14 protein-coding genes are annotated in these 15,187 nt (G+C 33.6%); all 14 read left to right on the top strand.

All coding sequences use genetic code 11. From position 1 onward, the window contains the following. Positions 1 to 16 precede the first annotated feature (16 nt). The 14 genes from B2741_RS05260 (at position 17) to B2741_RS05195 (ending at position 15,143) form a co-directional block, all read left to right on the top strand. Entirely contained in the window at positions 17 to 1,468 is a 1,452-nt protein-coding gene (locus B2741_RS05260; RefSeq protein WP_291136084.1) for a hypothetical protein, read from the top strand. Further along, positions 1,458 to 2,882, top strand: a complete 1,425-nt coding sequence (locus tag B2741_RS05255; RefSeq protein ID WP_291136082.1) for a GDSL-type esterase/lipase family protein — start codon at positions 1,458 to 1,460, stop codon at positions 2,880 to 2,882. The genes B2741_RS05260 and B2741_RS05255 overlap by 11 nt, the downstream gene beginning before the upstream one ends. After that, positions 2,882 to 4,396, top strand: coding sequence for an MBOAT family O-acyltransferase (locus B2741_RS05250; protein WP_291136080.1), 1,515 nt, complete (start codon positions 2,882 to 2,884; stop codon positions 4,394 to 4,396). Before B2741_RS05255 ends, B2741_RS05250 begins: the two co-directional genes overlap by 1 nt. Positions 4,397 to 4,454: 58 nt before the next feature. Continuing rightward, positions 4,455 to 4,658, top strand: a complete 204-nt coding sequence (locus B2741_RS05245) for a hypothetical protein (RefSeq protein ID WP_291136078.1) — start codon at positions 4,455 to 4,457, stop codon at positions 4,656 to 4,658. Between the two features lie 130 nt (positions 4,659 to 4,788). Then, positions 4,789 to 5,037: a hypothetical protein gene (locus tag B2741_RS05240; RefSeq protein WP_291136076.1), complete on the top strand. Its 249-nt coding sequence runs from the start codon at positions 4,789 to 4,791 to the stop codon at positions 5,035 to 5,037. Between the two features lie 62 nt (positions 5,038 to 5,099). Next, a complete protein-coding gene (locus B2741_RS05235) occupies positions 5,100 to 6,698 on the top strand; it encodes a hypothetical protein (RefSeq protein ID WP_291136074.1) in 1,599 nt (532 codons plus the stop codon). A 109-nt stretch (positions 6,699 to 6,807) separates the two neighbouring features. Further along, on the top strand, positions 6,808 to 7,014 hold the full coding sequence (locus B2741_RS05230) for a hypothetical protein (protein ID WP_291136072.1): 207 nt from the start codon (positions 6,808 to 6,810) through the stop codon (positions 7,012 to 7,014). A 116-nt stretch (positions 7,015 to 7,130) separates the two neighbouring features. Beyond that, on the top strand, positions 7,131 to 8,591 hold the full coding sequence (locus tag B2741_RS05225) for an NAD(P)/FAD-dependent oxidoreductase (protein WP_291136070.1): 1,461 nt from the start codon (positions 7,131 to 7,133) through the stop codon (positions 8,589 to 8,591). Between the two features lie 11 nt (positions 8,592 to 8,602). Then, positions 8,603 to 8,734 (top strand): hypothetical protein, encoded by a 132-nt coding sequence (locus B2741_RS05220; protein ID WP_255471468.1) that lies wholly within the window; start codon positions 8,603 to 8,605, stop codon positions 8,732 to 8,734. 172 nt (positions 8,735 to 8,906) lie between these two features. Beyond that, on the top strand, positions 8,907 to 10,214 hold the full coding sequence (locus tag B2741_RS05215) for a TolC family protein (RefSeq protein WP_291136067.1): 1,308 nt from the start codon (positions 8,907 to 8,909) through the stop codon (positions 10,212 to 10,214). Positions 10,215 to 10,266: 52 nt separating this feature from the next. Further along, complete coding sequence (locus B2741_RS05210) at positions 10,267 to 11,349, top strand: efflux RND transporter periplasmic adaptor subunit (protein WP_291136065.1); 1,083 nt, start codon at positions 10,267 to 10,269, stop codon at positions 11,347 to 11,349. A gap of 46 nt (positions 11,350 to 11,395) precedes the next feature. Further along, positions 11,396 to 14,593, top strand: a complete 3,198-nt coding sequence (locus B2741_RS05205) for an efflux RND transporter permease subunit (RefSeq protein WP_291136063.1) — start codon at positions 11,396 to 11,398, stop codon at positions 14,591 to 14,593. Positions 14,594 to 14,637: 44 nt separating this feature from the next. Further along, positions 14,638 to 14,943: a hypothetical protein gene (locus B2741_RS05200; protein WP_291136061.1), complete on the top strand. Its 306-nt coding sequence runs from the start codon at positions 14,638 to 14,640 to the stop codon at positions 14,941 to 14,943. An 11-nt stretch (positions 14,944 to 14,954) separates the two neighbouring features. Then, the gene (locus tag B2741_RS05195; RefSeq protein WP_262318732.1) at positions 14,955 to 15,143 is read left to right on the top strand and encodes a YgaP family membrane protein; all 189 of its coding nucleotides are present in this window, start codon (positions 14,955 to 14,957) and stop codon (positions 15,141 to 15,143) included. Positions 15,144 to 15,187 lie beyond the last annotated feature (44 nt).

The following is a 15,187-nucleotide window of genomic DNA, read 5'->3' as shown; positions in this document are numbered from 1 at the left end:
AATTGAAATTTAATAAATGAACACATCAAAATATTTTTTTCAAACTTTAATCGTGGTAATCGTTTCTGGATTGTCTTTTTTGGCTTTCAAAACGTTTTTACCTAAAAAGTTGTTTACGGAAAGTACTTTTAGTTCTAAAAATGTAGTGGTTGATAGTTTGCTTTTAGAAGCTATTGCCGAAGATGAAGGAGAAGTTGTAGAAGATTCTATGGCTAAAACCGTAATTGATTATAAAGTGGTAAACGGAATTCAATTTCCACCAGAAACATTCGAAGAATATACCGGAAATCAATATTTAGCAACATTTTTTGAAAAACTTTTTCAACTAGAAACTAAAAAAGAAGGCAATGTTCGTATTGCTTATTTTGGAGATTCGATGACGGATGGCGATTTAATTGTAAAAGATTTTAGAACCTATTTACAAGAAAAATTTGGTGGTCAAGGTGTGGGATTTGTCAATATTACATCAGAATCAGCTACTTCTAGGAGTTCTGTTACTCATGAATTTTCAGGAAATTGGAAAACCCAATCGTATTTAAAAGTAAAGCGTCCATCCAATCCATTTGGTGTAAACGGACATGTATTTTATGCGAATGATACGGCAAATGTAGCATGGGTAAAATATAAAGCCAATAAAACAAGATTTGCCTCAGAATTACCTCGCCCAACCTTATTCTACGGAAGCTCGTCGAATAAAGAAGGAAAAGTGTTTTATACTTCTGGCGCAGATACTATTGTTAAAAAACTGACACCTAATAAGTTAGTTAATACATTGACTTTATCAGAAGGGAATTTAAAAAGTATAAAAGTTAATTTCAAAAAAGCCGATTCTATTCCAATTTACGGATTCAATTTCGATGACGGGAAAGGTGTTCATGTGGATAATTTCTCAAATAGAGGAAATTCAGGTTTGCCAATTGGAAGTTTTGATGTGGCAACCATGCGTGCATTTCATTCGAAATTAGATTACGATTTAATTGTGTTGCAATACGGAGCCAATGTTTTGAATTATGGTTCGTTGAATTACGGTTGGTACGAAAAACGAATGGCAAAAGTAGTAGCGCATTTGAAAGAATGTTTTCCAGGAGTGTCTATTTTGATTGTGTCAACTGCTGATAAATCTACCAAATACGATTTAGAAATGAAAACTGATTCTGCTGTTGTTCCTTTAAATACAGCACAAAAACGATATGCTATTAAATCGGAATCGAGTTTTGTAAATATGTACACGCTAATGGGTGGCGATGGTTCTATGATTCAATGGGTAGAACAAGAGCCAGCTAGAGCTAATAAAGATTACACGCATTTTAATCACAGAGGAGCGAAAGAAGCTGCAAATTTAATTTTTACTCAATTAAATCAAGGCTATGAAACCTATAAAGGATTGAGAAAGAAGCGTAAAAAACCAGTAGTCCCTATCAAAAAAGATAGTGTCATAATCAATAAAGATTCCGTTTATGAAGAATAGATTTTTGATGCTTTTGTTTGGGATTTCTTTTTTAGGATTTTCTCAAGATACTTTATTGGTACCAATGGACTCGGTTTATGTAGATATTCCCGTAATTGATTCTATTGAAGTTACTTTCACAGGAAACGACATTCACAATCCGAATGCGCTTTTGGTGTTCTATGAGAAAATGTACCAATTAGAGCAAAGTAAATCAGGAAAAATTAATATTGTTCATATTGGCGATTCGCATATTCAAGCGGATTTATTTACAGCCAAAATTCGTACTCAATTTCAAAAAGTGTATGGGAATGGTGGTTTTGGATTTACTTTTCCATATAGCGTAGCTAAGACAAATAACAGCGCTCCGATTCGCTATTCAGCCTCAGGGAATTTTCAAAGTTTTCGAAATTTATATGCCGATGCTAATCGTCCCGTTGGATTGAGTGGTTTTTCTATGGAAACGACTTCAAAAGATTTTGCGATTCAATTGAATGTAAAAGATGCACAATATAATTTCACAAAATTGAAAGTGATTACACCTCAAAATGTAAATTTGTTTGATGTTTCAGTATCTAATAAAAATATTGTCATTGAAAGAAAAGTTCCGAAAAAAATCACTCATAAAGTAAAATCTGGTGAAGTTTTAGGGGGAATTGCCGATAAATATAATGTTTCTTTAAAAGCTTTGAAAAAAGCAAACGGTTTAAAAAGTGATATGATTCGTGATGGAAAAGTTTTGACGATTCCAACTAAAGGAACACAATCGAAAACCAGTACAAAAACGGAATATATTCCAATTGAATTGCAACCTTCACCATTTTCAAACGATTACATTTCGGAAACACCTTTAGATAAAATTGCGATTGTTCCAAATCAAGAAATTGATGATTTTGCTTTGAACGGATTGGTTTTAGAAAATGACAATTCAGGTGTTATTTATCACAGTATTGGTGTAAATGGTGCGAAAGCTTCTGATTACAATAAATTCAGATTGTTCAATGAGCAATTACCCGCTTTAAATCCAGATTTAGTGATTATATCTTTGGGTACTAATGAGAGTTTTGATAAACAATCTGGCGACCAATATTTTGCTCATTTGGACCAAATGATTCAGGGAATTAAAGATAAAAATCCACAAGCTTGTGTTTTGGTAATGACGTCTCCGCCTTCGGTTTTACATCGAAAATATAAAAATACATTTATTGAAAAATATGCCGAATTCATTGAAGAAAATGCGCATGTGAAAAATTATTCCGTTTGGGATTTACTTCAAGTTTTTGGAGGTAATAAAGCAATAAGTAGAAATGCAGCAAAAGGATATATGGCAAGAGACAAGGTTCATTATTCAAAAGCAGGATATGAAAAACAAGGCGAATTGTTTTTTGAAGCTTTTTTACAATCATACGAATTATTTAAATCGACAAAACAATAGTGAGGGCACTTTTTAGCATACAAAATTGGTTTCTTGAAAATGTAGGGAATATCGATTTAGCAACAATAGAAAATTGGTTTACTTATAATCCAAAACAACCGTTACTGTTTAACAGTGCTTTGTTTTTAGGATTGTTTTTGATTTTTTATGTGATTTATATTTTATCACGTAAAACCCATTATTTCCGCATTACTTATGTGGTGCTGTTTTCATTGTTTTTTTATTACAAATCGAGTGGAATCTATTTTGGATTGTTGATTTTTTCATCTGTTGTTGATTATGTCTTATCACGATTAATTTACGAAGAAGCCAAACAAGGTTATCGTAAATTTTATATGATATTGAGTTTGTTGATTAACCTTGGGATGTTGGCCTATTTTAAATACACCAATTTCTTCATCGATAATTACAATTCGCTTTTCGACGGCACAATGAAGTTTGAGGATATTATTCTACCAGTCGGAATTTCATTTTATACGTTCCAAACGTTAAGCTACACCATTGATGTTTACCGAAGAGAATTAGAACCAACGAAAAGCTTCATGGATTTCTTGTTCTTCGTTTCGTTTTTCCCACAATTAGTAGCGGGACCAATTGTAAGAGCAAGTGATTTTATTCCGCAGATTTATGAGAGATTAAAGCTTACGAAAGAAGATTTCAATCGAGCTTTATTCTTAATTATTGGTGGATTAATCAAAAAAGCCGTTATTTCGGATTACATTTCAAGCAACTTTGTTGATCGCGTTTTTGATGCACCGAATAGTTACACTGCATTCGAAAATTTAATGGCTTCTTATGGTTATGCTATTCAAATTTATTGTGACTTTTCTGGATATTCAGATATTGCAATTGGACTAGCTTTATTAATGGGATTTTGGTTGCCTGATAACTTTAGAACACCATATCAATCAGGTTCTATCACCGAATTTTGGAGAAGATGGCACATTTCGCTTTCTACATGGTTACGTGATTATTTGTACATTACCTTAGGTGGAAACCGTAAAGGAATAATTAGAACGTATTTCAATTTGTTCATGACCATGTTACTAGGCGGATTATGGCACGGTGCTTCATGGAAATTTGTAGTTTGGGGCGTTTTGCACGGATTGGCTTTAGTAGTAGAGAAATTTTTTGGTCAGTTTATTAAGTTACCAAAAAATGTTTTTGTTAGAACTATACAAGTTATTTTAACCTTCCATTTTGTAGTGTTTTGTTGGTTGTTTTTTAGAGCAAAAGATTTCGCAACAGCATTTCAAATTGCAGATAATATTACCAAATTAACTTTCGATTTAAATCAATGGCAAACTATTATTTTAGGGTATAAAAACGTCTTTTTATTAATTGCTATTGGGGTGGTTTGGCATTTTGTTCCAGTGAAAACTTTAGCTGGCATGCAAAAAACATTTTCAACTCTACCACTAGTGGCAAAAGCTGTTTTGTTAGGATTGATTTATTGGGTTGTTTATGCTACGGCTTCTGCAGGTGCGCAACCGTTTATTTATTTTCAGTTTTAAGTAACTTTTGTTACCAATTCGCTTTCGTACGAATTGTAACTTTGTTTTTTTAAATAAAATGAATAAAAAAGAAATCATTATTACTACTATTGGAGTTGTCTTCGGATTAATTTCTGGTTATGCTTATTACCATTATGTTGGATGTGTTTCAGGAACGTGTTCTATCACTTCAAAACCATTAAATAGTACTTTATGTGGAGGTATATTAGGAGGATTACTATTTAACATGATTAGTGATTTCTTCAAAAAGAAACAATCCTAATTTCTTGTGTAACAAATGTTACCAAATGTTTTTAAAGTTTGTATATATTTGTTAAATGAAATTTTTAGTTCACATCCTTTGTTTTTACTTATTGCTTCTGGTGACTTTGCCATCAGTTCGAGCAGTGAAAATGCTTGCGAATGAAAATTGTGAACAAACTTGTAATAAATCAGGTTCAGAATCTTCAGGTTGTGAGAAAGGAAAAATCATTATGAGTTTGAATTTTAGTCCGGTTCAGTTTGTAGCTGAATTAGATTTTAAACCAGAAATTTCATTTCCCGAATTCAAAATAGAAAAAGAAAAATCGAACTACGAAAAAATCTTTATTTCTAAATACCAACATTCCATTTGGCATCCGCCGAAGTTTTCCATTTCATAACTTAAAAAAAGTTGATTTTTATGTTTGTGTTTTTACACAAGCTTAACTTATAATGGAATAAAATGAAAAATATTTTAATCGTGTTTTTGTTGGCTTTTTTTCAGTCAACAACAGCACAAAGCACCTTTGCATACGATGTGGTGTTAACTCCGGTTTCCGTTTCAGGACTACCAGGATTGCATTCTTATGCTTTTGCGCAACACAATGGAAAATGGTTAATCATTGGTGGTAGAAAAGATGGTGTTCATGCACGTCAGCCTTTTAACGCTTTTCCAGGAGCTCAAAATAATACGGATATGTATGTGGTAGACATTGCAACGCAGCAATCTTGGTCGGCTTCCGTGAATTCACTTCCAACAGGAATTAAAGAGCAATTGCAATCTACGAATATGAATTTTTATCAAGATGGTGATGCTTTGTTTATTATTGGAGGATATGCTTATTCAACAACAGCTGCTGATCATAAAACGTTCAATAATTTGACTTCAGTTGATGTGCCTAATTTGATAAATGCTATCATTGCAGGAACTCCGATTACATCTTATTTTAAGCAAATATCTAATGATGTTTTTGCGATTACGGGCGGACAATTGGCAAAAATTGGCACTACGTTTTATTTGGTAGGCGGTCATCATTTTGACGGAAGATACAATCCAATGAACAATCCAACATTTACCCAAACTTATTCAAATGCTATCCGAAAATTTACAATTGATAATTCGGGAGCAAGTTTGAGTTATGCCAATTATGAAGAAGTTGTAGATGCCGTTCATTTGCACCGTCGCGATTATAATTTGTTGCCTCAAGTGTTTCCTGATGGTGAATTAGGTTATACGATTTCATCTGGCGTATTTCAAATTGCAGTGGATTTGCCTTTTTTATATCCAGTTGACATAAAATCATCTGGTTATTTTCCACAAACCCAATTCAATCAATATTTGAGCAATTATCACAGCGGAAAAGCGTGTTTGTATGATGCTACTTTAAACCAAATGCACAATTTGTTTTTTGGAGGCATGAGTCAATATTACTATCAAGCTGGAAATTTAATTCAAGACAATACTGTTCCGTTTGTGAAAACAATTAGTAGAACTACTCGAACAGCAACAGGTGATTTGTATGAATACCAATTGCCTGTTGAAATGCCAAATTTAAAAGGAGGTGGAGCCGAATTTATTCCGAATGAAAATTTACCGCATTATTCAAATGAAGTAATTCAATTATCGAATATTTCGGCGGACGAATTTGTAATCGGACATTTATTTGGAGGAATCCAAAGTTCATCTCCTTCAGCTTTTACGGATAATCAAACCAATTTAACGAGTGCTGACCCAACGGTTTACCAAGTTAAATTAGTGAAAAATCCGTTATTAAGCACGCCCCAAATTGATGGTAAAAATCCATTTTCGTTTACGATTTCTCCAAATCCAACATCAAATGATACGGTTAGAATTCAATTTGATATGGCTTATTCTGCTAAAGTCAATTATATAATATCGACGTTAGATGGTAAAATAGCAGAAGAAGGAGAAATAGAAGATGTAATAGAAGGAATAAACAACATGAACTTTAGTTTGGCCGCTGCTAATTCAGAGTTTGTGATTATAACTTTTATTTTTGATGACAAATTTTATGTTTCTCAAAAAGTAATAAAAAAGTAATAACTGTTAAATTAATAAAAAATTAAGAGTACTATTTTTAAAATTATATATATTTGTGATAGTACAATACATACAAAAAAGAATAAATAACAATTTAAAAATACAAAAAATGAAAAAATTAGTTTCTATCATGGCTGTTGCCGCTTTTATGTTATCAATGAATGTTAATGCTCAAGAGCCAAAACAAAAAGCGAAAAAAGAAAAAGCAAAAACTGAAAAATCTTGTTCAACTGCTGAAAAAAAATCTTGTGGTTCAGAAGCTAAATCAGGTGGATGTTGTTCATCTAAAAAAGCTACTGAGAAAAAAGCTGAATAGTTTTAAATCTAATATTTTAAAGACGCCTCGATTATATCGGGGCGTTTTTTTATGTAACAAATGTTGCTGTAGTACAAATACATAACAACTAATTTTGAATTATTAAACTAATCAAAATGTCAAAAATAGTTGTTTTAGGAGCTGGAATTTCGGGTCATACTGCAGCCGCTCATTTAAGAAGAAAGCTATCCAAAGAGCACGAAGTGATAGTAGTTTCACCTAACAGAAATTACCAATGGGTGCCATCTAATATTTGGGTAGGAATTGGAAGAATGAAATCAAAGGAAGTAATTTTTCCTTTAGAACCATTATATAAAAGAAAAGGAATTGGCTATAAACAAGCCAAAGCCGTATCCTTTCACCCCGAAGGCGATAGTTCAGAAGCAAAACCTTATATTTTAGTAGAAGGTGTTTTTGGCGATAACTTAGGCAAACAAGAAAAAGTAACCTATGATTATTTAATTAATGCTACAGGTCCAAAACTTGCTTTTGATATGACCGAAGGCTTACAACCTGCAACTAATAAAGTATATTCGGTTTGTACTTATGATCATGCTGAACACGCATCGGAGGCACTTCACAAACTAATAGACCAACTAAAAAAATCGGATAAAAAAGCGAAAATTTTAATTGGAACAGGTCATGCAAAAGCTACTTGTCAAGGTGCTGCATTTGAATATATTTTGAATGTAGAAAAAGAATTGCAAAAGTTTGGCGTTCGTGATAAAGCAGAAATTACTTGGATTTCAAATGAATACGAATTAGGTGATTTTGGAATGGACGGTATGTTGATGGAATACAACGGTTTCAATATGAAATCTAAAGATATGGTGGAAATGATTTTTGAAGATCGTGACATCAAATGGATTTTAGGAGCTGGAGTAACAAAAGTCGAAGATGGATTAGTACATTATGAGAATTTAGAAGGCGAATATAAAACTGAAACTTTCGATTTTGGTATGCTAATTCCCGCTTTTTCAGGACATGGTTTTCAAGCGTATGACAAAAATGGGCAAAATATTACCGAAAAATTATTTAGAGGTTTTATGGTAGTAGATGCTGATTATACACCAAGACCTTATGAAGAATGGACGGTTCAAGATTGGCCAGAAACCTATCAAAATCCGAGTTATCCAACTATTTTTGCACCCGGAATTGCTTTCGCACCGCCTCATACCATTTCAAAACCACGAAAAAGTAAAAACGGAACCGAAATTTTCCCATCGCCACCAAGAACTGGAATGCCTTCTGGAATTACAGCAAAATTAGTGGCAGATAACATTATTGATTCCATTAAAACAGGGAAAGAATCCTTGCATCACAAAGGCTCTATGGGAAATATGGGAGCTGCTTGTATCGCATCAGCAGGTTACGGAATGACACAAGGAAGCGGTGTAAGTATTACAACCTATCCAATTGTTCCCGATTATAAAAAATATCCAAATACAGGTGGTAGAGATATTAAAAAAACTTTTGGAGATATTGGTTTAGCGGGTCACTGGGTAAAATTATCCTTGCATTACGCTTTCCTTTACAAAGCAAAAATGAAACCTTTTTGGTGGTTAATTCCTGAATAAATTTTAAAATTATGACACAAAGAATATCAAACGCACAGCGTTCCAAAATGCAAAATCCATTGATTCAATTATTCAAATTCTTTTATTTAAACATTAGAATTTTAAAAATTGTGGCAGGTGGACATGGTGGAACAAGAAAGTAATAATCATTTTGAAGATGATGATTGTTTTTAGTTTTATTGGTTAGCAAAAGAGCATCTGAAGAGATGCTCTTTTCATTTGTAACAAGTATTGCAAACCTGTGTAACTCTTGTTACCGACTACCTTTTTTTACGAATGTACATTTGTAACATAAAATAAGAATAAAACTATACTATGAAAAAAGTCAATTTATTAATCGTATTAGGAATGGTAACTGGTGCTACTTTTGCACAAGATACGCTGACGATTTCAAAAAATGATTTGTTACAAAAAGTCACAGAGAACAATTTACAAATCAAAGTGGCTGAAAAATCATTTCAATCGGCTAAAGCAGATTATCGTCAATCAAATGCACTTTTTTTGCCTAATATCAATGTTTCGCATACTGGAATTTCTACAACGAATCCGTTAATGGCTTTTGGTTCGAAATTAAATCAGGAAATTTTAACCGCTTCCGATTTTAATCCTGCGTTGTTGAATGATCCTGAAAAAACGCAAAACTTCGCAACTAAAATCGAAGTACAACAACCTCTTTTTAATTTAGATGGTTTATATGGAAGACAAGCCGCTAAAGCAAAAATGGATGCTTTTCAATTACAAACTGAACGAACTAAAGAATATTTAGAATTGGAAGTTTCAAAAGCATATATGCAATTGCAATTGGCTTATAAAGCAGTGAAAGTCTTAGAAAAAGCGAATGCAACCGCACAAGGCAATTTAAAAATGGTTGAAAACTACTTCAAAAACGGAATGTTGCAAAAAACCGATTTGTTAAACGTTCAAGTTCGTGTGAATGAAATTACAAATCAATTACAATATGCCAAATCAAATGTGCAAAACGCATCCGATTATTTAGCGTTTTTATTGAACGAAGATATGGCTGGAAAAACCTATAAGCCAGCAGAAGCTTTAGATAATTCAATTGCAATTGAAAGTATCAATACAATAATTTCTGATTCCAGAAAAGATATTCAAGCGATGCAAAAATCGTCTGAAGCGTATAAAAAAATGTTTCAATCTTCAAAATTTGGATTCTTACCTCGATTAAACGCTTTTGGAAGTTATGAATTATATGATCAAAATATTTTCGGAACTTCAGCTAAAGGGTATTTAGTGGGTGCGCAATTATCATGGAATGTTTTTGATGGATTTAAAACTATTGGAAAAACGCAAAAGGCAAAAGCTGATTTTGAAAAAGCCGAAATTGAAACTGAACAATACAAAAAGCAAAGCCAGTTAGAATTGAGTAAAACCAATCGTCAATTGCTAGATGCAGAAAACAAAGTGAATTTGTCCAAATTAGCTTTTGAACAATCGCAAGAAGCTTTTAGAATTCGCCAAAATAGATTCACACAAGGATTAGAAAAAACAACCGATTTATTAATGGCTGAAACGCAAATGGCACAAAAAGAATTAGAGCATTTGCAAGCCGTTTTCGAATATAACTTTACCAAACAATACTTACAATTTTTAACTAAGTAAGAGTAAGAGTAAGACTAGAGTAGTAAGAATTAAGACTAAAAACAACAACATTATGAAAAAAATAATAGCAATACTAACAATCGCATCACTAATCTTAACATCTTGTGGAAGTGATAAAAAAGAAAATGTAGCTGATTTACCTGCAATTCCTGTAAAAGTGGCTGGAAATTCTGGAAACTCTAATAGTCCATACATAACGGCAAGTGGAAAAATAGAATCGGAAAACAGTGCGAATTTAAGCACCAGAATGATGGGATATGTCACCAAAGTGAATGTAAAAGTGGGACAAAATGTATCGGCTGGACAACTTTTGGTAAGCATTAATAACACCGATTTGCAAGCTAAAAAAGCACAAGTTGACGCATCCATCACACAAGCAACTGCAGGGTATAACAATGCTAAGAAAGATTATGATCGTTTTGTGAATTTGTTTGCACAACAATCAGCTTCGCAAAAAGAATTGGACGATATGACAGCACGCTACGAAATGGCAAAAGCAGGTTTAGAAGCAGCTAAACAAATGCGTAATGAAGTGATGGCGCAGTTTTCGTATTCAAATATTACAGCTCCATTTTCAGGAACGGTAACTAATACTTTCGTAAAAGAAGGCGATATGGCCAACCCAGGAATGCCTTTGGTAAGTATTGAAGGCGCTTCAAGATTACAAGTAACGGCAATGGTTTCAGAAAGTGATATTTCGAATGTAAAAAACGGAATGCCAGTTAAAATCAACGTGAAATCATTAAACAAAGAAGTTGCTGGAAAAGTTTCTGAAGTGAGTCTATCCGCAAAAAATACGGGTGGACAATATTTGGTGAAAGTAACTTTAGACAAAATGGATAAAGAAATTTTATCTGGAATGTTTGTCAACGTTCAATTTCCAACGGCTAAAAAAGAATCAACCGCTGTAAAATCAACTGTAGTTATGGTTCCAGAAAGCGCTTTAGTAGAACAAGGTCAACTGACTGGAATTTACACCGTAGGAAGCGGCAATGTGGCTATACTAAGATGGTTACGAATCGGAAAAACATTTGGTAATCAAGTAGAAGTTTTATCAGGATTATCAGCAGACGAACAATATATCGTTTCAGCTGAAGGGAAATTATTTAACGGAGCAAAGGTTAGTGTTCAGTAATCAGTGTTCAGTAAAAAGAATGCTATAAACATTTAAACTTAAAAAAATGCAAGAAGGTATATCAGGTAAAATAGCCAATTTTTTCATCAACTCAAAACTAACCATTTTATTGATGGTAGCGTTGATGATTATTGGTACATACAGTTCGTTCTTAATTCCAAGAGAAGAAGAACCTCAAATTAATGTTCCTATGGCCGACGTAATGGTGGGTTATCCAGGAGCAAGTCCAAGCGAAGTAGAAAGCAGAGTAATTAAACCGCTTGAAAAAGTAATTTCAAACATCAAAGGAGTAGAGCACATTCATAGTATGGCAATGAACGGTCAGGCAATGATGGTCGTACAATTTTATGTGGGTGAAAACAGCGAAGATTCGTATGTAAAATTATACGACGAATTGATGAAACACCAAAATATGTTTCCGCAAGGTGTTTATCAACCCATGGTAAAAACCCGTTCTATTGACGATGTTCCGATGTTAGGATTAACGCTTTGGAGCGAAAAATATGATGATTTTCAATTGCGTCAAATAGCAGAAGAAGTTACTTCGGAAGTTGAAAAAGTAAAAGACGTTGCGATTACAAAAGAAATTGGTGGAAGAACGCGCGAGCTAAAAGTAGTTTTAGACAAAGATAAAATGGGCGAAAATGGTGTAGATGCGTTGAGCATTATGCAAATGATTCAAGCCAATAATGGAAGTTCGCAATCAGGAAGTTTTGTGCAAAATGACACCGAATATTTAGTCACAACTGGTAAGTTTTTATCCACTTCTGAAGATGTAGAAAACTTGGTTGTAGGCGTAAATAACAATATGCCAGTTTATCTAAAACAAGTCGCATCTATCCAAGACGGCCCACAAACACCAAAGAATTATGTTTCTTTTGGATACGGAAAAGCGAATGAAAATTTCGCAAAACACAATTCGGAGTATCCAGCCGTAACCATTTCGATTGCAAAAGTTAAAGGTGCAGATGCGATGAAAATTTCAGAGAAAATTCTGGAACGAGTAGAAGCTTTAAAGAAAAATGTAATTCCAACTGATGTACATGTTGAAGTTTCCAGAAACTATGGAGAAACAGCATCGGATAAAGTAGGAGAGTTGTTGTTACACTTAGGTGTTGCTATTATTGCAGTAACTGTTTTAGTTATGTTAGCAATGGGTTGGAGAGGCGGATTAGTAGTGTTTTTCTCCGTTCCATTGACTTTTGCATTGACTTTATTTAGTTATTATTTATTGGGATACACCTTAAATCGAATCACGCTTTTTGCATTAGTTTTTGTTGTAGGAATTGTGGTCGACGACAGTATTATTATTGCCGAAAACATGCACCGACATTTCAAAATGAAGCGACTACCGTTCAAACAAGCGGCTATTTATGCGATTAACGAAGTTGGAAACCCAACCATTTTAGCGACTTTTACTGTAATTGCAGCTATTTTGCCAATGGCTTTCGTATCAGGAATGATGGGGCCTTACATGAGTCCGATGCCGATTGGTGCTTCGATTGCGATGATATTATCGTTGTTTGTAGCTTTGACCGTTACACCTTATTTGGGATACCATTTATTACACGAAAAAGACGAGCAAGAACACAAAGAAGAACAAGGTTTAGAAACCTCATGGATTTATAGAATTTACAAAAAAATTGAAGAACCACTTTTAGACAATTCTAAAAAGCGTAATCTAATGTTTTTGATAACAGGCGTTTTGTTAATCGGTTCGGTTTTGATGTTTTTTACGAAATCAGTTGCGGTGAAAATGTTGCCTTTTGATAATAAAAACGAATTCCAAGTCGTAATCGATATGCCAGAAGGAACTACGTTAGAACGAACTGCTGCGGTTACTAAAGAAATTGCGCAATATCTTTCAACTGTTCCAGAAGTGGTGGATTATCAGAATTATGTAGGTGCATCAGCTCCAATTACATTCAATGGCTTGGTACGTCATTATGATATGCGTGGCGGAAGTAATATGGCGGATATTCAGGTGAATTTACTACACAAAGAAGATAGAGATTTACAAAGTCATGATATCGCAAAAGTAGTGCGTCCAGAAGTACAAAAAATTGCAAAAAAATACGGTGCGAATGTGAAAATCGTTGAAGTACCGCCAGGACCACCGGTTTTATCTACGTTAGTTGCTGAGGTGTATGGACCAAATTATGAAGACCAAATCAAAGTTGCGAACCAAGTTAAAACCATTTTGGAAACTACTTCTGATGTAGTAGATACCGATTGGATGGTAGAAGCACCTCAAGTAGAATACAAATTAGAAGTTGATAGAGAAAAAGCCATGTTGAACGGAATTGCTCCACAACAAGTAGTAGGTAATTTGACGTATTTGTTAAGAGAAATGCCAGTTTCTAACTTGTACGATGAACGTTCGAATAATCCTGTAGGTATTACGCTTTCATTAGAAGACAAAGACAAAACTTCGATTCAAGATATTCAAAATTTAAAAATCAAAGGTAGTCGTGGCAATGTGGTTCCTGTGAGTGATTTGGTTAAAGTCACTACAGATACGTTACAAAACACGATTTATAGAAAAGATCAAAAGCGTGTGGTTTATGTATTGGCAGATATGGCGGGAGCATTAGAAAGTCCAGTTTATGCTATTTTGGGAATGAATGAGAAGTTAGAGAAAATGGAATTACCAAAAGGTTACAAAGTAAACGAATTGTACATGGATACTCCTTCAGATGAGAGCGATTTCACCGTAAAATGGGATGGTGAATGGCAAATAACCTTAGAAGTATTCCGTGATTTAGGTGCAGCGTTCTTAGTTGTAATTATTGTGATTTACATGTTGATTGTAGGTTGGTTTCAAAACTTCAAAACACCATTAGTAATGATGGTGGCAATTCCGCTTTCATTGGTTGGAATTGTATTAGGTCACTGGGTTTTAGGTGCTTTCTTTACAGCAACTTCGTTCATTGGAATGATTGCATTAGCCGGAGTTATGGTTCGGAATTCGGTCTTACTGATTGACTTTATCGAAATTCGTTTGAACGATGGAATTCCAATGAAACAAGCCATCATTGAAGCTGGAGCTGTAAGAACTACGCCAATTTTATTAACCACTGGAGCGGTTGTAATAGGTGCTTCAATCATTTTGTTTGACCCAATTTTTCAAGGATTAGCGATTTCGTTAGTTGCAGGTGCCATTGTTTCAACATTACTAACATTAATAGTTGTTCCATTGATTTACTACATCACGGAACGCAAAAAATGGGAGAAAAATAATTAAATTATGTCATTCTGAACTTGTTTCAGAATCTAAAAAATAAAAACATGAAACTAGTAGTAATCACAGCAATAGCAGAATTTGAAAAAGACATCAAAAAAATGCTAAAAGAAGCCAAAGTTAAATCGTATTCCTACAGAGATGTAAAAGGTTTTAGAGATGCTTCAGAGGAAAGTGTAGAATCTAATTGGTTTGGTTCAGAAATGAATGAAACAGAATCAAACGTTTTTTATGCTTATATTTTAAAAGAGAACGTGACTATTTTGTTTGATTTAGTCAGTAAATTTAATACACATCAAGAGTCAACTTCACAGGTTCATTTGGCCGTTTTAGCAGTAGAACAATATAATTAAAATCAAAGATTATGATAAACAGATTAATAAGAGCAATAGCAGGAACCTTTATTATTTTAAGTGTGCTGTTAGGAATGTATGTTAACGAAAATTGGTTTTGGTTTACCATTTTTGTTGGAGCCAATTTATTACAATCCTCCATTACCAAATGGTGTTTAATGGAAGATATTTTGAGAAAAGTATTTAAGATTCAAGATTAATGGCATACTTTTTTTTATAATTTAGCGTTACTAAACAAAACAAA

Origin of the sequence: Flavobacterium sp. UBA7663 (genome assembly GCF_002483315.1) — a bacterium.
Lineage (GTDB): Bacteria > Bacteroidota > Bacteroidia > Flavobacteriales > Flavobacteriaceae > Flavobacterium.
Note: the sequence above shows the minus strand (reverse complement) of the source record. Positions and strands in the feature narration are given on the sequence as shown.